The following is an 18,809-nucleotide window of genomic DNA, read 5'->3' as shown; positions in this document are numbered from 1 at the left end:
CGACGAGCCTCGTAGGCCGAATCGCATCGTTCGGGGGATTTTGCTTGGTCGCGTTACGCCCGGTTCGCGTCTTCTTCGCGGGCTTCCCGGGCTTCGCCGGATTCCCGGGCTGCCCGTGCTTCCCGGGCCGCTCCGTCCAGCCGGACGTACAGCTCGTGCAGACGATCCGCCGTCGCGGTCCACGCGAAGCTTTCCCGGACGCGGCGCTGCCCGTTCTCGCCCAAGCTTCGGGCGTAGTCCGGATCGGCGAGAACGGCGGCGACGTGCGCCACGAGCTGCTCGGCGATCCGATTCGGGTCCGCGAGCAGTCCCGTCCGGCCGTGCTCGATTATTTCCGTCATGCCGCCGGCCGCCGTGGCGACGACCGGAACGCCCGCCGCCATCGCCTCGACGTTGACGAGGCCGAACGCCTCCCGGCTCGCCGACGGCACGACGACGACGTCCGCCAGCCGGAACCAGGAGGCGATTTCGCCGTGCGGCACGTACGGCACGAAGCGGACGTGCGGCTTGACGATCGCCGCCAGCCGTCGCAGCTTGCGCACGTACGGCGTCGTCCGGTCGGATCCGTAGAAGGCGCTCCCGACGACCAGCAGGACGGCGTCCGGCTCGAACGTCGTCAAGGCCGGCATCGCGCGAACGATATGGTGCACCCCTTTCGACGGGATGAGCCGGCCTACGTAGAGGACGATTTTTTTGCCCTGCAGCCCGAGCCGGCCCAGCATGTCGTTGCGCTCGGCCTCGGCTTCCGGCGTCCACCGCGAGGTGAACGTTCCGGTATCGACGCCCAAATGGTTGACGACGATTTTCGGTTCGGCCGACGGGTCGGCGGCGAGCAGCCTTTCTCTTAGAAAGGCGCTGTTCACGACGACCGCGTCCGCCGCCTTCAGACAGGAGCGGAGCGCGGCCGCGGATATGTGCGGCTTCGACATGAATACGGTGGAATGGAAGCTGAGGACGACGGGCGTGTCCGGGTATCGCCGCTTGAGCCGGCGGGCGTACCGGGGGCGATTCTCCACCTGGATGACGTCCGGCGTCTCCCGCGCGAGCAGCCGACCGACCTTGTCGATATACGTCTTGGCGGGCGGCCGCACGAACCGGACGCCTTGCCGGACTTCGCGGCTCGGCTGCTTGCGCGTTTTCTTGCCGACGACGGTCACGTCCGCGCGTTCGGCCAGCCGTTCCGCCACTTCCGTGGCGACGAGCTCGACCGAGCTGCTGCGGCCCGACGGCACGGCGAACGTTCCCGGCGTTACGATCGCGATCCGTATTCGGGACAAACGCGTCACCTCCTTTATAATACGGGTCAGTTCCGGATCGTGACGGGAGTCCCGACGTTCACCTGGCGGGACAGCTCGAGAACGTCCCGGTTGTGCATGCGGATACAGCCCTTCGACACCCGCTTGCCGATGGAGGACGGGTCGTTCGTGCCGTGAATGCCGTAATGCTTTCTCGACAGCCCCATCCAAAACGCTCCATACGGTCCGCCCGGGTTCGCCTGCTTGTTGACGATCGTATACGTTCCCGTCGGAGTGGCGGACAGCATTTTGCCGATGCCGACGGGATACGTCCGGATGACGCGGTCGTCCTGCAGCAGATGGAGCTTCCGGTCCGACAAATCGACGATGATTCGGATCGACGGCATAGGCGTCACTCCCCCAGCCCGACCCACGGTCGGGAAACTTTCGGCCCTTATACCATATGCCGGCGCCGGGCGGGCTGACATCCGGACGGGACACCCGCCTATACCGGTTTTGCGTCCGTATGCGCGCCTCAAGCCCGCCGGAACGACCGGCGGGCTTGAGCGAGGGCGGACGGAATATTCAGTTTTTGCGCGACACGAGCAAAAGCAGCGCGTACGAAAACGCCACGATCGTCCCGGTCCACCACCAAGCCAGGCTCGCGTTTCCCGTCTCGGACGCGATGTAGATCGCCGTCGGCAGCGTCTGCGTTTTGCCGGGAATGTTGCCGGCGAGCATGAGCGTGGCGCCGAACTCTCCGATCGCGCGGGCGAAGCCGAGCACGTAGGCGGCGAGCAGCGCCCGGCCGGCCAAAGGCAGCGTCACGTAACGGAGCAGCTGCCATTCGCCCGCTCCCATCGAACGGCCGGCCGCCTCCAAATCCGGGTCGATCGAGGCAAAGCCGACCTTCGCCGTCTGGTAGACGAGCGGAAACGCGACGACGGCCGCCGCGATGACCGCCGCCTGCCACGAGAAGACGATCGGCCGGTCGAACAGCCACTCCGCCAGCCGGCCCGGCCAACTGCGCCGTCCGAGAACGGTCAGCAGCACGAAGCCGATGACCGTCGGCGGCAGGACGAGCGGCAGCATCGCCACCGTCTCCACCAGCGCCTTGCCTCGAAAGCGGGCCCGGCTCATCGGCTTGGCGGCCGCGACGCCCGCGACGAAGGCGAGGACGGATGCGAGCAGCGCCACTTGGATCGAGCGTACGACCGGATCGAGGAATGCCGGCCACGACACGCCGCTCACGATCCGGGTACGGCCCCGACCGGACTGAAGCCGTATCGGGCGAAGACGTCGGCCGCCGCTTTGCTTCGCAGGTAGGTCAAGAACGCCCGGCTTTCGTCGGGATGCTTGGTCGCCTTGACGACTCCGGCCGGATAGACGGCCGGCGTATAGGCGGCCGGGTCGACGGCGAACGCGACCTTCGTCCGCTCCGACGAAAGCGCGTCCGTCTTATAGACGAAGCCCGCGTCGGCGTTGCCCGTCTCCACGAAGGTCAACACTTGCCGCACGTCCTTGGCCTGCACCGTCTTCGGCTGAAGCGCGTCCCACAAGCCGGCGCGGGTCAGCGCTTCCTTCGCGTAGGCGCCGGCCGGCACGCTCTCGGGAATGCCGACGGCCACCGTTTTCACCTCCGCCCGCGACAAGTCCGCGACGGCGCTCCATGCGAGCTTGTCCGAGGCGGGAACGACGACGACAAGCTCATTGCGCACGATCGGCTCCCGGTCGGCTTCCGCCACGAGCCCTTTATCGACGAGCGCGTTCATGTTGCGTTCGGACGCGGAGACGAACAGATCGGCCTGCGCCCCCTGCTCGATTTGCTGCTGCAGGGCGCCCGAAGCACCGAAATTGAACGTGAGCCGGACGCCGGGGACGCTCGCTTCGTAGCCGCGCTTGATTTCGTTCAAGCTGTCCGTCATGCTGGCGGCGGCCGAGACGAGCAGCTCGACCGGCTCGGGCCCGTTCGCAGCGGCCTCCCCCGTGCTCGCGCGACCGGCATCGCCGCCGGCACCGCACCCGGTCGAGCCGGCCAGCGCCAGCACGGCCGCGGCCCACAGCGCCGTCCGCCTCCGACGTCCCGCCTGCGTTCGAATCCAACGAATCAATGTCCCCACGCCCCTCTGCATCGTTATGTTTGAATATAATTAGATATAATTGGTTATGTTTCGCACTAATCGATAGTATACAAGCGATCCGATTCGTTGTAAACGGGTATTGGAACGACGCCGGCCGGCAAGGTATGATGGGAACAGAACTTATTCAGGGATCGGGGGATATTCTCGCATGACGGCCGACGCGTCCTACACGACCGAAGAAATCGCCAAGCTGCTCAAAATATCGAAGCTGACCGTCTACGATCTGATCAAAAAAGGCGAGCTGCCCGCCTACCGGGTAGGCAAGCAAATGCGGGTCGACGCCGCCGATCTGGAGCGGTACAAAGCCCGGGCGAAGTCCGGCGCCGCCTTCGCGTCGGCCGGCTCCGCCGACCGCCCCGCCGCCGAGGGAGGCTCCCGCGCGGGGACCGGCGCCGGTGCCGTCAGACCGCTCGTCATCACGGGCCAGGACGTCAGCCTGGATTTGCTGGCGAAGCATCTCGAGAGCGCCGCCGCCGGCGTAAGACCGCTCCGCTCCCACGCGGGCAGCCTGGACAGCCTCGTCGCGATGTACCGCGGCGAATCCGACATCGTCAGCACTCATCTGTTCGACGGCGACAGCGGCGAATACAATATGCCCTATATCCGCCGGCTGCTGACCGGGCGCCCGTACGTCGTCGTCAATCTGGTCAGCCGGATGGCCGGCCTGTACGTTCGGTCCGGCAATCCGAAATCGATCCGGACGTGGACCGACCTCGGCCGGCCCGGCGTGAAGATCGTCAATCGCGAGCTCGGCTCGGGCGCTCGCGTGCTGCTGGACGAGCAGCTCCGGCTGCACGGCATCGCGGCCGACCGCGTGAACGGCTACCGCCTGGAGCGGACGAACCATGTGAGCGTCGCCGGGGCGGTCGCCACGGGAGACGCCGACGCCGGCGTCGGCATCGAGAAGGCGGCCGCGCTCGTCGGCGGCGTCGACTTCATCCCGCTCATCCGCGAGCGGTACGATCTCGTCATGCTCCGGACGCCGGACAATCGCGACTGGATCGGCGCCGTCCTTTCCGTTATCGGCTCCGCCCCGTTCCGGCGGGAGCTCGAGGCGATCGGCGGCTACGATTTGTCGCTCACCGGAACGGTGCTAAGCGAGACGTAGGACGGACGCGCAATTCGCGGAAATGACCGCGGTTTCGCCGCTGCATCGCAAAAAACCGTCCGCCTTTTCCGGCGAACGGTTTCTTGCCAACCACGGCCGTCGGGGGCACCGCGGCCTTATTTCGTTTTCGAGGTTCCGGATTGGGCGGTTTCGGAATCGCCGCGGTTGCCCGGCTGCTTTCGTTTCCCGTTGTTGTCGGTTTGATTGCGGCCCATGTCGGCACCTTCCTTTCCAGTGGCTTCCTTTCGGCTTGCCCTGTTAGTATGCGGAAGCCGGGTACGTTTATGCACCCGCCGGACGGGCTCGTCCGGATCCGCCCGTCGAGGGACGCGGCGGCGGCTACTAGCGGAATTGTCCGCCGCCACCGACACTCGTCCAGACCCGGACGGGCTCGTGCGCATAGGGTATACGGGAGGTGAAGGAGCAGCCATGGACAATCGATATGTCGGCGTTCTCGTCAACGATTCGTGGTTTCGGGGCATCCCCGAAGGCCGCATGGGCCACGAGTCGCTGCCGTGCTACGAGCGGGCCGGCCGGCTTTACGGCGTGACGCCATGCTTTTTCCGACTGAAGGACGTGCGACCCGGCTCGGCGCTTGTGAACGCTTATGTGAAGACGGAGCGCGGCTACCGGCGATGCCGGATTCCCGTTCCTGCCGTCATCCATAACCGGACGCTGTACACGAACCCGCGCCCGAAGCGGGCGATTCGGGAGCTCGTGCGGGACGGAAAACGCATATTCAACGAATGGAATCGATACGGAAAGGGGTATATTCACGATCTGCTCATGCAAGACGACTCGCTCCGGCCCCACTTGCCGGTCACGCGCGAAGCGACGCCCGACGCGTTGCGGGACATGATGGAGTCGTATGCGAGTCTTATTTTGAAGCCGAACAGCAGCAGCATCGGCAAAGGGATCATGAAGCTCGAGCGGACGCCGGAAGGCTGGCTCGTGCGCGGCGCCCTCGGCGGCGGCAAAACGATCGCCTTCCGGAGCCGGCTGCCGCAGGCGGTAAGGCGCAAGCTGCAGGCTCGCCCCTACCTCGTGCAGCAGCTGCTCCCTCTGGCCACTTATCTCGGACGGCCTTTCGACTTGCGCGTGTCCGTGCAGCGCGACTTCACCGGCGACTGGCAGGTCACCGGCATCGCGGCCAAAGTCGCGAAGCGCGGCTCGTTTCGCACGAACGTGGCGCAAGGAGGCGTCGTCTATCCCCTCGAGAAAGTGTTGGAAGCTTATCCGCGGTTGAACGCGGACACGGTACGGCAGTCCGTCTGCGAGTTCTCTCTGCGAGTCGCCCGGCAATTGAGCGGCGAGCTGCCGCACTTGGCCGACATCGGGCTGGATGTCGGCTTGACGGAATACGGTTACCCTATGTTCATTGAATGCAATGGGCGCGACCTTCGTTACAGCTTTCAAAAAGGAAGCATGCCGGACGAGTTTCAGCGCACGTATTCGAACCCGATCGGCTATGCCAAATATTTGCTCGACCGGGAATGGCTCTCGTATTAGATCGGCGTCCGCGCCCGTCCCGTCGAACGGAAACGAACCCAAAAAAGCTCTCCGCCTCGCGCGGAAGAGCTTCTTTGGCGTATCGCAACCGTCCGGCTCAGCCGTTCGGCGTCAGCCGGACACCCATGCCGAGACGGCGCAGCTCGTCGAAAAACGGCGGGTTCGTCTTCGATACGCAGCCGGGGTCGAGCAGCCGGACGCCCGGCACCCTCGCCCCGATCAAGGCGAGCGACATCGCCATCCGGTGGTCGTCGTACGTCGGGAGAGCGCCGGACGGCTTCGGCGTCCCCGGCCGGATCGTCAACCCGTCGCGGCGCTCCTCCGCGTCGATGCCTAGCCGGCGAAGCGACTCGCACGTCGCCGCGATGCGGTCGCATTCGTGGCCGCGAATGTGGGCGACGTCCCCGATCGCGATCGGCCCGTCCGCGAACGGGGCGAGCGCCGCGAGCGTCATCGTCTGGTCGGACATCTCCTTCATGCTGACCGCGAAGCCGCCCCGCAGCCGGCCGCCGGCAGGCCCGCGCACTTCGACGCCTCCGCCCGTCTCGTCGACGGCGCATCCCATCCGCTCCAGCAGGCGGACGAAGCCGGCGTCCGGCTGGCGCGTTTCCGGCGGCAGATTGTCGACCCGGACGCTTCGGCCGGTCAAGGCGGCGAAGGCCAAGTAGTAGCACGCGGTGGAGGCGTCCGCCTCGACGGCCGTGTCTTGCGCCGCGTACCGCCCGGGCTTGACGGCGAGTCGCCCGTAGCGCTCGTCGTGCTCGACGGTTACGCCGAAACGCTTCATCAGGTCGACCGTTATGCCGACGTACGCGTGCTGCACGATGCCGTCGGGCACGACGATTTCCGTCGGACCGGCGGCATACGGGCTCGCCATCAGAACGCCGCTAATAAACTGGCTGGACAAGCCGCCGGACAGAACGACCCGGCCGCCTCTCAGCCCCTTCGCCGACACCGCGAGCGGCAGCCGCCCCGGTTCGGCTTCGCAGCGGATGTCTGCCCCGATGCGGCCGAGCGCTTCGACGAGCGGCCCGACCGGCCGGTCGCTCAAGCTCCGGCTCCCTTCGAGCCGCCACTCGCCCCGCTCGGACGCGGCCAGTACGCCGGGCAAAAACCGGGCGACCGTCCCCGCCGCTCCCGCGTACAGCGTTCCGCTCCGGTTCGGCCAATCGCCTCCAGTCCCTACGATCCGCACCGCGTCGGCGGATACGTCGATCGGGACGCCGAGCCTTTTCAATGCGTCGATGCACCAGTACGTATCGTCGCTCCTCAGCACGTTCCGAACGACGGATGTGCCTTCGGCCATCGCCGCCAAAAGCAATACCCGGTTCGTGACGCTTTTGCTCCCGGCCGCGGCCAGCCGTACCGCCGGCCCGCCCGCCGAGGCGTCCGGCGGATGAAGCTCCGCTTCCGCGACGCCGTCAAGCGACGACCACGGCGATCTTGCCTCCGGATCCGATGCCTGCATCTTGCTCCCCTCCTTATACGGCTTGAGAAACAGCCTTGCGTTTCATTATAAGGGGAATTATGATAGTTAGATAATCGATGTTTTCCATGCATAACATAGAGAGGATTTATATCATGAGCGCAATGGACCATTACAAAGTATTCTATCGGGCCGTGAAGACGGGAAGCTTGACCAAGGCGGCGGAGGAGCTGTACATGACGCAGCCGAGCGCCAGCTACGCCATCCGGCAGCTGGAGGAGCAGTTGGGCGCGAAGCTGCTCGTCCGGCGGTCCAAGGGCGTGGAGCCGACGGGTGAAGGACGGGTGCTGTTCGATTACGTCGAAAGGGCGTTCGGGCTGCTGCAGGCCGGGGAGCGGAAAATCGGGGAGATGAAAAGCTACGGCGCGGGCATCGTGCGCCTCGGCGCAAGCGACTCGCTGTGCAAGCATTACGTGCTTCCGCTGCTCGAATCGTTCCGGGCCCGCTATCCCGGCATCCGCATCCAGCTGTCGCACGGCAAGAGCGAGGACATCGCGAAGCGGCTTGCCGAAGGCGCCGTCGACTGCGGCATCGTCCATCTGCCGGCGGGTGACGGCGCCCGCATCACGGCAAGCCGGCCGATCCGCGACTGCTTCGCCGCCGGCCCCGCCTTCGCGGAGCTCGCCGCCAAGCCGATCGAATGGCGCGAGCTGGCGCGGCAGCCGTTCGTCCTGCTGTCGGCGTCCAGCCGGACGCGCACGTTCCTGCGCGCGTGGATGCAGTCGCACGGGGCGGAGATCGAGCCCGACATCGAGCTCGGCAGCGTCGACCTGCTCGTCGAGTTCGCGGCGAAAAATATCGGGGTATGCTTCGTCACCCGCGACTTTATCCGCCGCGAGCTGGAGTCCGGCGAGCTGATCGAGATCCGTACCGTCGAGCCGATCCCCGAGCGGTCGATCGGCGTCGTCTCCGCGCCGGGCGCGTCGCTGTCGATCGCGGCCTCGCTGTTCGTCGACGAGCTGTCCCGCCATATCGCGTCAGGCTGACGGTACGGTACGACGCGGGCGCGGACGCTTCCCGCCCATGCGGGATCAGGGCGACGTCGCCGCCGCCGGAGCGGTAAACGTCGCGGTTCGGTTCGCTTCGTCCCATTCCACTTGAATCCCGAGTATTTCGGCGAGCTGTCTGGCGGGCAAAAAGGTATGATCGTTTTTGATCGTCGGCACCGCTTCCTCGAACAGGGCCGGTTGGCCGTCGACCGACATTTCCGCTTTCCCGACGTGCATCACGATCTTTTTCTTTTCCTTCGTCAGCGTAATTTTTTGCCCGTTCGGCTCCCACTCGATTTCGAACCCGAACGCATCCGCGACGGCTCTTAGCGGAATCATCGTTCGACCGTTCTCGATGTACGGCTCCGCGTTCGTGCCGGCGACGACTTGCAAATAGTTGCCGTTCACCTTGACGACGACCCATGTTTTCTTCGCTTCCTCGCACGTCGGAATAATCCACTTCGAATCATCCTCGTCTCTCTTCTTGCCGCTCTCCGAAATGCCGAGCACTCGGCCTTCTCCGTCTTTGCCTTCGTAGCACGACGGTCTCGGCACGGAATCCGACCAAAAAAATACCCTTTCGGTTTCGGCGTCGGCCGTATTCCCGATCGCCAACGCAAGCAGCAAGCCGAGCGCCGCATAGTTCAACCCGTTCCGTTTCAAATCGATCATCTCCTATGGCATATAGTACAGTAAGCGTTTTTTCTATTTCGGCTCTTGAGGCCGCTTCTCCAACAAATCGTTCAGCGCTTTGAAATATGGCTTCGGCACGGAAATGCCCGCCGCCTGCAGCCTGCCGATCCGTTCCTTCAGCTCCTCATAGGTAAGCTCCTTCGCGGTTTTCACGGTGACGTTGCCGTGCTTGTCGTACGTTTCGATCGTCCCGTCCGTATGCTGAACGCTGATGTTGTATCCGTATGTAGGACGTTCCTTCCCCGGATACGGCGCGGGAGGCGCCAGCTTGTTCGGTTGAGCGGTACGCGGTTCCTGGACGTCTTGAGCGTCTTGAGCGGTTTGAGGTTCCGGAGCGGTTCGCGGTTGTTGAACGGTTTGCGGTTCCGCCTTCGGGCTGGCCGCATGCACGGCGGCCGTGCCGATCAACGCCATGGACAAGGTCGTCGCGACGGCAAGCGTGCGGACCGCCCGTGTTCTTCCCGAGCATTCGCTTTTCAAGATCATGTCGATTCTCCTCTCCATATATTTCCGTTCATTGCCGAAGGCGGTGGACAGATGGTCTCTCCGATCCGCCGCGTTCCACAGCACCTGGAGCAGCAGCTCGCAGTATCGCCTCTTCTCCTTGCCGCTCATGGACCGGACGAGCCTTTCGTCGCATGACAGCTCGCCGTATCGGTCGATGTCGCGTCTTGCCGCATACGCGAACGGGTTGAACCAATGCACCGCATTCATGAGCAGGAGCAGAAACTTGACCCAGATGTCGCGGCGCTTATAATGCGTCAATTCGTGCAGAAACACGTGACGATACTGCTCCGGCGCAAACCCCATCGAGGCAGGCAATACGATTCGCGGCTTGAACAATCCGTACAAAAACGGCGTACCGGCGTAGGGGGACCAGTATACCGGGATCGGTTTGTACAGGCCAAGCCGTTTCCCGCACGCCTCCAGCTCTTGATCGATCGAAGGGTCGTCGACTCTTTCGCACAGCCGGAACAAGCGGCGATGCAGCCGTATCATTTGAACCGCGATTACCGCGATGAAGACGATCGTCCCGGACGGAAGAATGTAGGGCAGCCAATCCGGCCAATCGACCCGATCGAGCCATGAAGAAGCGTCGCCGGCTTGCGAGGCGAAAGGAACCTCCGGTTCGCCCGCGTACCGCGCCTCCGCATCGTTCCGAATCGCGTCCGGGACCTTAATGCCCAAAAACGGAAGTAAGCCGAAGTAAGGGATCAACAAAAACGTATAAAGCAGATTGTACGAATAATAGTGCCACGAAGCCGTGAAATAGCGATGCGTCCAACGGGCGCAAAGCTTCATAACCAAATACAGCGCCGAAGTGACGGCCGACATGACGAGCAGGGACAAGCAAACGAAAGTCACGTCTTCTCACCTACTCTTCTTTCAGCCGTTTCATCAGGCTTTCGATATCGTCCTTCGTCAAATCCCCGTTGTCGCACAGGGCGCTGACCAGGCCGAATACGGAGCCTTTATGGACGTCCCGTACGAATTGCTTGGTTTCAAGCCGGACGTATTCCTGTTCGTTGACGCTCGGCTTGTAATGGTGCGCCTTGCCGATCCGTTCGGCGGATACGATTCCTTTCTCCGACAAGCGGGCCAAAAACGTGATGACCGTATTTTGCTTCCAAGCTTTCTCTTCCGGCAGTCTCCGGATAATTTCCGAAGTCGTGAGAGGACGATCGCTGGCCCAGATGATGTCCATAATCTGTCTCTCCGCTTCCGACATGCGCTGCCATTTCGTCATAGGCGTTCCCTCCTCTATCACCTACACCGTGTAGGTCAATATAAAACTACAAGGTGTAGGTCAATTTGTCAATACCGTATTTTCCCAAACCTCGACACATTCGGGAATGACAAAAAACCGCAAGGCTTAAAAGTCGCCTTGCGGTTTACCGCTGCCGTGCCGAAGCGTTTCGCGGCTTCCGGCCTCTTCGGGAGGACGCGCCGCCTGCCTACCGTCCGTTCCGCTTCAGCCGGATCTCGTACGAGTACCGGTCCGCCCGTGCGGCCCCGGTCTCGTAGACGAGCGGGAGGCCGTCCCCGCAGCAGCCGATCCGGCGGAACCGGAGCAGCGCCGCGCCGGGCTTCACGTCGAGCAGACGCGCCAAATGGTCGTCGGCGACGTCCGCCTCGATCGTCTGCCGCGCTTCCTCCACGCACCGGCCGGATACGGCGAACAGCAGATCGTACAGCGAGCCGCCGTAATCGTCGGCCTCGCTCAACCCCGCGCTTTCGGGAACGTACGCTTCCGTATACGCGATGGGCTTTCCGTTCCCGAGCCTGATGCGGCGCAGCGTCAACACCCGTTCCCGATCGGCCAAACCGAGCTCGGAACCGACTTCTTCGGGCGGCTCCTTCACTCTAGCCTCGATCAAGCGGGTACCCGGCACGAGGCCGCGCTTCTTCATCTCCTCGGAGAAGCTGAGCAGCTCGGGCAGCTCGACCCGGAGCCGGAACGGCGCGACGACGATGCCCTTGCCCGTCACCCTCACGATGCGCTTGTCGGCCTCGAGTCCTTCCAGCGCCTTGCGCACGGTCGCCCGGCTGACGCCGAACCGCTCCTGCAGCTCCCGCTCCGTGCCGAACCGGTCGCCCGCCCGGTACCGGCCGGACAGCAGCTCCGCCTCGAGCTCGCGCGCGATTCGCTCGTACAGCGGCGCCGATTCGCTATTGCCCGTTTCGAAGGGGGGGGCCGAATGCATGGGACCAGCTCCTTTCGTCGCCGTAGTCGTTTACAAGCGGCGCGTCGATTCGCGAAATTCGTCGTACGCCGCCTCGAACAGCCGCTTCGACCGCTCGCGGCCCGCCACGAGCTCCGACGCGATGACGCTGGGCGGACGGCCCAGCTCGACGAGCCGCTGCGCCACGCCGCACTTGATCATGTTGACGATCGCCGTATTGCCGATCGTCGAGCCCGGTCCGACCGGAACGTCTAGCCCTTCGATGCGGACCATCGCGTCTCCGGCCGGTGCGCCGTTGTCGATGACGATGTCCGCCAGCTCGAACAGCTTATGCCCGCTTCCGTGCTTCGGCTCCGAGAGCCGGCTATGCTCGAGCGACGTGACGGCGACGACGGGCAGTCCGAGCCTGCGCATCTCGAGCGCGATATCGATGACGACGCAGCTCGTGCCGCTGTGCGAGAACAGCATCATCGCATCGTCCGGGCCGAAGCGGAAGTTGGAAACGATCGTTTGCCCGAGTCCCTCCACGTTTTCCAGAAACATCGCCTGGCGCTGTCCGTTGCTGCCGACGACCGCATGGTGGTTCGTCAGCGAAAGCTCCACGATCGGATGAAAGCCGGGAAAGCTGCCGTACCGCGGGAACATTTCCTCGACCGCCATCCGCGAATGGCCGCTGCCGAACAGATGGATCAAGCCGCCGCGCGCGATCCGTTCCGCGCATAGGGCGACCGCCTTGCCGATCGGGTACGATTGGGTCGTACCGATTTTGTCGAGAATGCGTCTTGCGCTTTCCAAATAGTCGAGCGACCGGGCCAAGCCGTTCCATAACGTTTCGTCGTTCGCCACGACGCCTCGCCTCCTTCTCGTTCGTAGGATGGGTTGCCGAAGATTGTCCGTACAATCCAATTGTAAATTGGACCCAAATGCGCCGTCAACTTCTCCGTCCCCCGGCTTTTCGCGTGCGCATATCGCTTTTCGCGCATGCAAAAACGCACCCCCGGCGGGAGATGCGTCCTGTCGCCGGTTCCGAAATCGTTCCGGCTCTTCCTCTATTTTCCGTTGTGACGCCCGCTTTCGTACTTCGCCCGCTTCTCCTTCAGGAGGCGGAACATTTCCAGGCTGTCCCGCAAATGCTTCGCTTCCTCCTCCGTCAGCTCCTCGACCTCGCCGCCGAAGTACACTTTCGATTTCGCGCCGCCGGACGAGGCGCCGCCCGCGTCGCCGGTTAACAGCCAATCTATCGAAACGTCGTACAGCGCCGCCAATTTCTGCAAGATTTCGTTGTCGGGCTGCGACTTGTCGTTCTCGTATTTGGAAACCGTCGTATAGTTGAGGCCGAGCGAGTCGGCCACTTGATGCTGGGTGAGCCGCTTGCTGTTTCTGGCGCTTTTCAATCTCGCACCGAAAGTCATGAGTTCTATCACCTCTGACCTACAGTATAAGAGATTTAAATTTCGTTCAAAATGATGTTGCCGATTATTCAATACATGGTGTATAATTTGAAATATGTTCTATGGAAATAATTTCAACAAGTAGGAATCGGAAGGGGGTGACTTGACGTGTTGACGACGTACAGCACTCCAATCATTATCGGAATCGTCATTCTGGGCGTGCTCGGCTTCGCCTATTCGATCCGGCTGGAGATGCAATATCGGAAGAAAATGCGCCAAGAGCGCGAGGAGATCCGCAACATCAAAAGATTTTAATCCCGATGCGGCTTGAAAAGCTTGGACAAGCCGAGTCGTTGGGATAGGATGATAAACGGCCGCGGCCCGCCGATGCGCCGCCGCGGACCGACTTTATCGAACGGGGAGGGGCACCATGCAGCATTATTACAGCCGACGCGCCAGAGAATACGAAAGCGTTTACGATCGGGACGACCCCGTCCGGCTCAAGGAGCTGGCCGATCTCGAGCAAGACATGCGGGACGCCCTCCGCGGGCGGAGCGTGCTGGAAATCGCCTGCGGCACCGGCTATTGGACCGAGCGCGCGGCCCGTTCCGCCGATCGGATCACGGCGACCGACCTGACGCCCGAAGCGCTCGAAATCGCGATGACCAAGCCGCTTCCGCCGGGCAAGGTCCGCTTCCGGCAGGCGGATGCGTACGAGCCGGCCCTCATTCCCGGCACGTTCGACGCCGGCCTCGCCAACTTCTGGCTGTCCCACGTCCCCAAGCTCCGGCTGCCCGAATTTTTGCAGCGCCTGCACGACCGTCTCGGCTCGGGCGCCGTCGTCTTCATGGCCGACAACATGTACGTGGACGGCGTCGGCGGGGAGCTCGTCCGGCGCACCGGCGAGCAAGATACGTACAAGCTGCGGACGCTGTCGGACGGTACCCGGTTCGAAGTGCTCAAAAACTACTACACCGCCGACGAGCTGATCGGCCTGTTCACCCCGTACGCCTCGGAGCTTCGCGTACAGGCCGCCACCTGCTTCTGGTGGGCGACGTACCGGATCGCTTAGCGCCTCAGCCGGTAGACGACGTAATCGCGGTCGTGCGGATTCCGTTCGTCCCGCCGTTCCGTTCTTCGCGATGTTTCCTCCCATAAGGCGGAATCGAATTCGGGGAAAAACGTGTCCCCCTCGAACTCTTCATCGATGACAGTCAAGTAAATCGTATCGGCAAGCGGCAGAAACAGCCGGTACAGCTGCTCCCCGCCGATAATGAACAACGGGGACCGCCCGTCTTGAACGTACCGCTCCAGCACGTCCTCGACCGAACGAACGATCTCGCAGCCGTCCGCCGCGAATGCCGGATCCCGCGTCATGACTACGTTCCGCCGGCCCGGCAGCGGGCGCTTCATCGATTCGAAGTTTTTCCTTCCGGAGACGACCGTGTGTCCCATCGTCACCGCCTTGAAATAAAGCTGCTCCGCCGGCAGCCGCCACGGGATATCGTTGTTACGGCCGATCACCCGGTTTCGGCCCATCGCCGCGATCAGGGCGATGCTCGTCCTCCCGCCCTCGCCTCGTCCGCCCGGTTCCGTACTCCCGTTCGCGTGCCCGCTCCATTCCCCGTATCCGTTCGATTCCTCTGCTCCCGACACCCTCTCCGCCACCCTTCGAACCGGTTCGCGCTTGTCCGTATTCGTGTTATAATTGCATGATTATACCATATCGGTCAGGAGACGGATACGACATGAAGAACGAAATTTTCGACATATTCGACGAACGGATGAACCGGATCGGCACGGCAAGCCGAAGCGAGACGCATGCGCGAGGGCTTTGGCACAAGACGTTCCAATGCTGGATCGTGGCGCGCGGCCCGCAAGGCCCGTCGGTCCTGTTTCAAAAACGCCATCCCGACAAGGACACGAATCCGAACCTGTACGACATTACGTGCGCCGGTCATCTGCTCGCCGGCGAAACGGTCGAGGACGGGGTGCGGGAGCTGGAGGAGGAGCTCGGCGTGCGGGCTTCGTTCGCCGACTTGATCCCGATCGGGGTCATGCCTGTCGAGATGGAGGGAGCGCAGTGGATCGACCGGGAATTTTACCATACGTTTTTGTACGCATGCGACCAGCCCCTCGACTCGTATGCGATGCAGCCGGACGAGGTCGTCGGGCTCGTGCGGATCGACGCGGCCGAAGCGTCGCGGCTGTTCGCCGGACAGACCGGCGAGGTCGAGGCGATCGGCGTGGAAACGGGAAAAGACGGCCTCCCGTCGCCGGTTCGCCGTCTTTTGCGCGTTCGCGATTTCGTCCCGCACGGGACCGCGTATTACAATCGTGTATTGGACGCGGTGCTGCGTCACTTCTTATAGAACAGCACGAGCGCGGCGATCATCAGCACGATCCCGGCCACCCGCTGCCAGTCGATCGGGATCGGCTTGCCGCTGATCAACCCGAAATGATCGAGCACCGTGCTCGTCAGCAGCTGCCCGGATATGACGGCCACCATCGCCGAAGCGACGCCGATTTTCGGAACGGCGAACACCATTCCGATGACGTATACGGCGCCAAGCAAGCCTCCGGTCAGCTGCCATTTCGGAAGCGACACGATTTGGAGCACGTTGCCTTTGCCGAGAAAGATCATGACCAGGAACAGCGCCACCGTTCCGATTAAAAACGAAGTAAACGATCCTTCGATCGTGCCCACCTTGCGCCCCAGCACGCCGTTCACGCCCGCCTGCACGGCCGTCGCCGCGCCCCCGAGCAGCACCACGATCATCATAAGCACGTTCATGCCTTCCAAGCTCTCCTCTCCGGTGTCCGATTGGTACTTTGCCTTTCTATTCTTTCTCCGCCAAACGTCCTTATCATACCACAACGGACTCGTTCCCTCATCGGATCGTTTCGCGATCGCGGATTTTCCAGAAAGTTGGGGATACTGGTCTTGTTTGACGTTAACCGATATTCCGTTGGAGGATGATCGACCTGTGGCAGGCAAAGAAGACGGCAAGCCGGAGCAACCGTTGAAGTGGTGGCAGCTATCGCTGCTCGGGGTCGCCTGTACGATCGGCACGGGATACTTCCTCGGGTCGGGCGTAGGGCTTCGGATCGGAGGGCCTTCGTTCCTGTTCGCCTTCGCGCTGGCGGCCGCCGGCACGTATGCGGTTTACGACGCCCTGGCGAAAATGACGGCCGCCGAGCCGGCGAAAGGCTCGTTCCGGACGTACGCGAAGCGGGCGTTCGGACGATGGGCCGGCTTCAGCGTCGGATGGGTGTACGGCTGCTCGGAGCTGCTCATTATGGGCAGCCAGCTGACCGCGCTGTCGCTGTTCACGCGGCTGTGGCTGCCGGGGTGGCCGATGTGGACGTTCGCGGCGGCGTATGCGTCGCTCGCCCTTCTCGTCATGCTGACCGGGACGAAAGGGTTCGAACGGCTGGAGCATCTGTTCGCCGTCGTGAAGCTGTCCGCCATCGCCCTGTTTCTCGTCTTGGCCGGGCTGGCGCTGTTCGGGACGTTCGGCGGAGGGGCTCGTCCCCCTGCGTTCCCGGCGACGTCGGCGGCGCTGTTTCCGGCCGGCGCGCTCGGTACGTGGTCCTCGCTGATTTTTGCGTTTTACGCGTTTGGCGGCATCGAGATTATGGGCCTGATGGCCAACCGGCTGCGAAACCCGGAGGAAGCGCCCAAAGCCGGCCGGTTCATGCTCGGTACGCTCGCCGTTCTGTACGCCGGCTCGATCGCGCTCGTCGTGACGCTCGTGGCGCCGGGGACGTTTCCCGAGAAGCAAAGTCCGTTCGCCGTCGCTCTGGGCGGCTTCGGCCTGCCGTACGTACCGCATGCGTTCAATGCGATCTTGATCGTCGCCGGCTTCTCCACGATGATCGCCTCGATGTTCGCGGTAACCGGCATGATCGTGACGCTCGCCGAGGATCGCGACGCCCCGCGTCCGTTCGCCCGGAGGATGGGGCGCAGGCGCATTCCCGTGCTCGCGCTCGCCTTGACGACCGGAGGAATGGCGGCCTCGGTGACGGCGGCGTTCCTCATCCCCGAGTCCGTCTATGTCGTCGTGACGACGGCGGCCGGGCTCATGCTGCTGTACAATTGGCTGTTCATCCTGCTGTCGGCCGGCAGGCTCGTCCGCCCGTCCGGCCCGTTCCGTGCGATCCGGTACACCGGCCTGGCGGCGATCGTCCTGGCCGTCGCCGGCACGACGCTTCATCCGACGAGCCGGCCCGGCTTCTTCGTCAGCTTGGCGTTCGCGGCGGCGATCGGGCTTGTCGCCCTGATCATGCGGAAGCGGTGGAAGCGCAGCGAGGCCGGCTCCGCCGGCGGCGTCCGGGCCGCCTTCGTGCCCGATTGGAACCCCCGGCTGCGAGTTTCGTTTTTAGCCGAACAAAGCTCGGAAAGCTTCCAGCCCGAAGTAGGCGCCGAAGACGAGAAGCGACAGCCCGGACACGATCGAGACGATCGTTAAAAACCGGGGGCTGAGCAGCCGCCGGAACCCGGAAGCGGTGCCCGCCATGAACAAATCCCACAGCAGGATGCCGAGCACGATCGCCAGGCTGTACAGCAGCAGCTTGCCCGGCACGAGGCTGGCCGCCGATTCCGCCAATACCGAACCGTAAATGCCGAGCCAGAACAGTACGGTCAGCGGATTGGTCGCCGACAGGACGAAGCCGGAGGAGAACGATCGGAGGCTCGTCCCGTCGCTTCGCGTCCCGTCCCCTTCGTGGAGCCGTCCGGCGGCGACGAGCGTTTCGACGCCCGTATAGACGAGCACGAAGCAGCCGAACAGCCATAGAAACGTCTTCATGAACGCGATGTCGATGAAATGGACGACGCCCATGTAGACGAGCAGCATGTACAGGACGTCCGCCGCCATCGCGCCGAGTCCGACGAGCCACGCCTGGACGAATCCGGATCGGATGCCCGTGCGGATTTGGGCCGCGTTGATCGGCCCGATCGGCGCGGCCAGCGACAAACCCAATAGGAGATAACTCCAAAATACGCTCAACCTGTTCCCTCCCGCGGCGCGGATTTCCGATAGTCGGATCGAGAGCGCTGCCGATGTCCGTACTATTGTATTCGCGGGAGGCGGCTTGTACGACCGCAACGGCGAAAAAAGAGTCCGCGCATCGATGCTTCGATGCGTCGGACTCTTTTCTTCGTTTCCGTTGACGATAGGCCGGCTAGCGGGCGCCTTCGCGAAACGACGCGAAAGCGCTCCACAGCAGCCGGTACAGCATATACAGCCCCAAATAGCCGGCGAACGCCAAAAACGCCGGGTTGTCGAACAGCTTGTGCACTTCCGTCGCGTATACGGTACCGTGCGCCCGGATGTCGGCCACGGCGAACGCCGACAGCAGGCCGAACCCGAAAGCGCTGACGACGCCGAGCGCGTCGAGCGCCGTTCTCAGCTTGGCGGACGTCCAGCGCAGGAGGACGAACGCGAAGGGACCGACAATCGTACCGATCGCGATCAACGTTTTCATGCTTCATCACCGCCTCTGCCTTCATCATCGGCAGAAGCGCCCTTGCCCATACCCGTTCGTCCGGAAGCGTGCTTTCATGGAGG

The 18,809-nt window shown here is 63.3% G+C and carries 22 protein-coding genes; 7 read left to right on the top strand and 15 right to left on the bottom strand.

What is annotated here, in order from left to right:
• Positions 1 to 53 precede the first annotated feature (53 nt).
• The 4 genes from DLM86_RS21675 to modA all read right to left on the bottom strand — a co-directional run bounded on the left by DLM86_RS21675 (position 54) and on the right by modA (position 3,346).
• Entirely contained in the window at positions 54 to 1,277 is a 1,224-nt protein-coding gene (locus tag DLM86_RS21675) for a glycosyltransferase family 4 protein (protein WP_110842164.1), read from the bottom strand.
• 26 nt (positions 1,278 to 1,303) lie between these two features.
• On the bottom strand, positions 1,304 to 1,642 hold the full coding sequence (locus DLM86_RS21670; RefSeq protein WP_110842163.1) for a L,D-transpeptidase: 339 nt from the start codon (positions 1,640 to 1,642) through the stop codon (positions 1,304 to 1,306).
• A 178-nt stretch (positions 1,643 to 1,820) separates the two neighbouring features.
• Positions 1,821 to 2,477, bottom strand: coding sequence for a molybdate ABC transporter permease subunit (gene modB / locus DLM86_RS21665; protein ID WP_245954806.1), 657 nt, complete (start codon positions 2,475 to 2,477; stop codon positions 1,821 to 1,823).
• A 5-nt stretch (positions 2,478 to 2,482) separates the two neighbouring features.
• The gene (gene modA / locus DLM86_RS21660; RefSeq protein ID WP_245954804.1) at positions 2,483 to 3,346 is read right to left on the bottom strand and encodes a molybdate ABC transporter substrate-binding protein; all 864 of its coding nucleotides are present in this window, start codon (positions 3,344 to 3,346) and stop codon (positions 2,483 to 2,485) included.
• A 178-nt stretch (positions 3,347 to 3,524) separates the two neighbouring features.
• Here modA and DLM86_RS21655 point away from each other — a divergent pair, with 178 nt between their 5' ends.
• The gene (locus tag DLM86_RS21655) at positions 3,525 to 4,484 is read left to right on the top strand and encodes a helix-turn-helix transcriptional regulator (RefSeq protein ID WP_110842160.1); all 960 of its coding nucleotides are present in this window, start codon (positions 3,525 to 3,527) and stop codon (positions 4,482 to 4,484) included.
• Between the two features lie 429 nt (positions 4,485 to 4,913).
• Positions 4,914 to 5,993, top strand: coding sequence for a YheC/YheD family endospore coat-associated protein (locus tag DLM86_RS21650; protein WP_110842159.1), 1,080 nt, complete (start codon positions 4,914 to 4,916; stop codon positions 5,991 to 5,993).
• Positions 5,994 to 6,090: 97 nt separating this feature from the next.
• Here DLM86_RS21650 and aroA read toward each other — a convergent pair whose 3' ends face one another.
• Positions 6,091 to 7,461, bottom strand: a complete 1,371-nt coding sequence (aroA, locus tag DLM86_RS21645) for a 3-phosphoshikimate 1-carboxyvinyltransferase (protein WP_110842158.1) — start codon at positions 7,459 to 7,461, stop codon at positions 6,091 to 6,093.
• Between the two features lie 113 nt (positions 7,462 to 7,574).
• Between aroA and DLM86_RS21640 the strand changes: the two genes are divergently transcribed.
• Entirely contained in the window at positions 7,575 to 8,465 is an 891-nt protein-coding gene (locus tag DLM86_RS21640) for a LysR family transcriptional regulator (protein WP_158289605.1), read from the top strand.
• Between the two features lie 45 nt (positions 8,466 to 8,510).
• Here the strand turns inward: DLM86_RS21640 and DLM86_RS21635 are convergent, their stop codons facing one another.
• From DLM86_RS21635 to DLM86_RS21610, 6 genes are all read right to left on the bottom strand, one after another.
• Positions 8,511 to 9,131 (bottom strand): copper amine oxidase N-terminal domain-containing protein, encoded by a 621-nt coding sequence (locus DLM86_RS21635; RefSeq protein ID WP_158289604.1) that lies wholly within the window; start codon positions 9,129 to 9,131, stop codon positions 8,511 to 8,513.
• A gap of 42 nt (positions 9,132 to 9,173) precedes the next feature.
• Positions 9,174 to 10,526: a M56 family metallopeptidase gene (locus tag DLM86_RS21630; RefSeq protein WP_110842155.1), complete on the bottom strand. Its 1,353-nt coding sequence runs from the start codon at positions 10,524 to 10,526 to the stop codon at positions 9,174 to 9,176.
• Between the two features lie 10 nt (positions 10,527 to 10,536).
• Positions 10,537 to 10,908: a BlaI/MecI/CopY family transcriptional regulator gene (locus DLM86_RS21625; RefSeq protein ID WP_110842154.1), complete on the bottom strand. Its 372-nt coding sequence runs from the start codon at positions 10,906 to 10,908 to the stop codon at positions 10,537 to 10,539.
• A 208-nt stretch (positions 10,909 to 11,116) separates the two neighbouring features.
• Entirely contained in the window at positions 11,117 to 11,866 is a 750-nt protein-coding gene (locus DLM86_RS21620; RefSeq protein WP_110842153.1) for a GntR family transcriptional regulator, read from the bottom strand.
• 30 nt (positions 11,867 to 11,896) lie between these two features.
• Positions 11,897 to 12,691 (bottom strand): sugar isomerase domain-containing protein, encoded by a 795-nt coding sequence (locus DLM86_RS21615; RefSeq protein ID WP_211326568.1) that lies wholly within the window; start codon positions 12,689 to 12,691, stop codon positions 11,897 to 11,899.
• A 203-nt stretch (positions 12,692 to 12,894) separates the two neighbouring features.
• Complete coding sequence (locus tag DLM86_RS21610; protein WP_110842152.1) at positions 12,895 to 13,257, bottom strand: helix-turn-helix domain-containing protein; 363 nt, start codon at positions 13,255 to 13,257, stop codon at positions 12,895 to 12,897.
• Positions 13,258 to 13,404: 147 nt separating this feature from the next.
• On the opposite strand from DLM86_RS21610, the gene DLM86_RS32150 reads away from it, so the two are divergent.
• On the top strand, positions 13,405 to 13,551 hold the full coding sequence (locus DLM86_RS32150; RefSeq protein ID WP_158289603.1) for a hypothetical protein: 147 nt from the start codon (positions 13,405 to 13,407) through the stop codon (positions 13,549 to 13,551).
• A 115-nt stretch (positions 13,552 to 13,666) separates the two neighbouring features.
• Positions 13,667 to 14,308 carry a class I SAM-dependent methyltransferase gene (locus tag DLM86_RS21605; RefSeq protein ID WP_110842151.1) on the top strand — a complete coding sequence of 214 codons (642 nt, stop codon included), beginning with the start codon at positions 13,667 to 13,669 and terminating at the stop codon, positions 14,306 to 14,308.
• Here DLM86_RS21605 and DLM86_RS21600 read toward each other — a convergent pair.
• Entirely contained in the window at positions 14,305 to 14,892 is a 588-nt protein-coding gene (locus DLM86_RS21600) for a dihydrofolate reductase (protein ID WP_245954803.1), read from the bottom strand. The genes DLM86_RS21605 and DLM86_RS21600 overlap by 4 nt on opposite strands.
• Before the next feature lie 92 nt (positions 14,893 to 14,984).
• Between DLM86_RS21600 and DLM86_RS21595 the strand changes: the two genes are divergently transcribed.
• Positions 14,985 to 15,608 carry an NUDIX hydrolase gene (locus DLM86_RS21595; protein WP_110842150.1) on the top strand — a complete coding sequence of 208 codons (624 nt, stop codon included), beginning with the start codon at positions 14,985 to 14,987 and terminating at the stop codon, positions 15,606 to 15,608.
• On the opposite strand, the gene DLM86_RS21590 is transcribed toward DLM86_RS21595, so the two are convergent.
• Positions 15,596 to 16,030: a DMT family transporter gene (locus tag DLM86_RS21590; RefSeq protein ID WP_110842149.1), complete on the bottom strand. Its 435-nt coding sequence runs from the start codon at positions 16,028 to 16,030 to the stop codon at positions 15,596 to 15,598. The genes DLM86_RS21595 and DLM86_RS21590 overlap by 13 nt on opposite strands.
• A gap of 193 nt (positions 16,031 to 16,223) precedes the next feature.
• Here DLM86_RS21590 and DLM86_RS21585 point away from each other — a divergent pair, with 193 nt between their 5' ends.
• Entirely contained in the window at positions 16,224 to 17,708 is a 1,485-nt protein-coding gene (locus tag DLM86_RS21585) for an amino acid permease (protein ID WP_245954801.1), read from the top strand.
• On the opposite strand, the gene DLM86_RS21580 is transcribed toward DLM86_RS21585, so the two are convergent.
• Together DLM86_RS21580 and DLM86_RS21575 are read right to left on the bottom strand one after the other, a co-directional pair.
• A complete protein-coding gene (locus tag DLM86_RS21580) occupies positions 17,619 to 18,248 on the bottom strand; it encodes a LysE family transporter (protein ID WP_110842147.1) in 630 nt (209 codons plus the stop codon). The genes DLM86_RS21585 and DLM86_RS21580 overlap by 90 nt on opposite strands.
• 175 nt (positions 18,249 to 18,423) lie before the next feature.
• Positions 18,424 to 18,726: a transposase gene (locus DLM86_RS21575; protein WP_110842146.1), complete on the bottom strand. Its 303-nt coding sequence runs from the start codon at positions 18,724 to 18,726 to the stop codon at positions 18,424 to 18,426.
• Positions 18,727 to 18,809: the final 83 nt, after the last annotated feature.

Source organism: Paenibacillus flagellatus (genome assembly GCF_003217775.1).
Taxonomy (GTDB): domain Bacteria; phylum Bacillota; class Bacilli; order Paenibacillales; family NBRC-103111; genus Paenibacillus_AB; species Paenibacillus_AB flagellatus.
The sequence above is the reverse complement of the archived record's forward strand: the minus strand, read 5'-3'. Positions and strand labels throughout refer to the sequence as shown.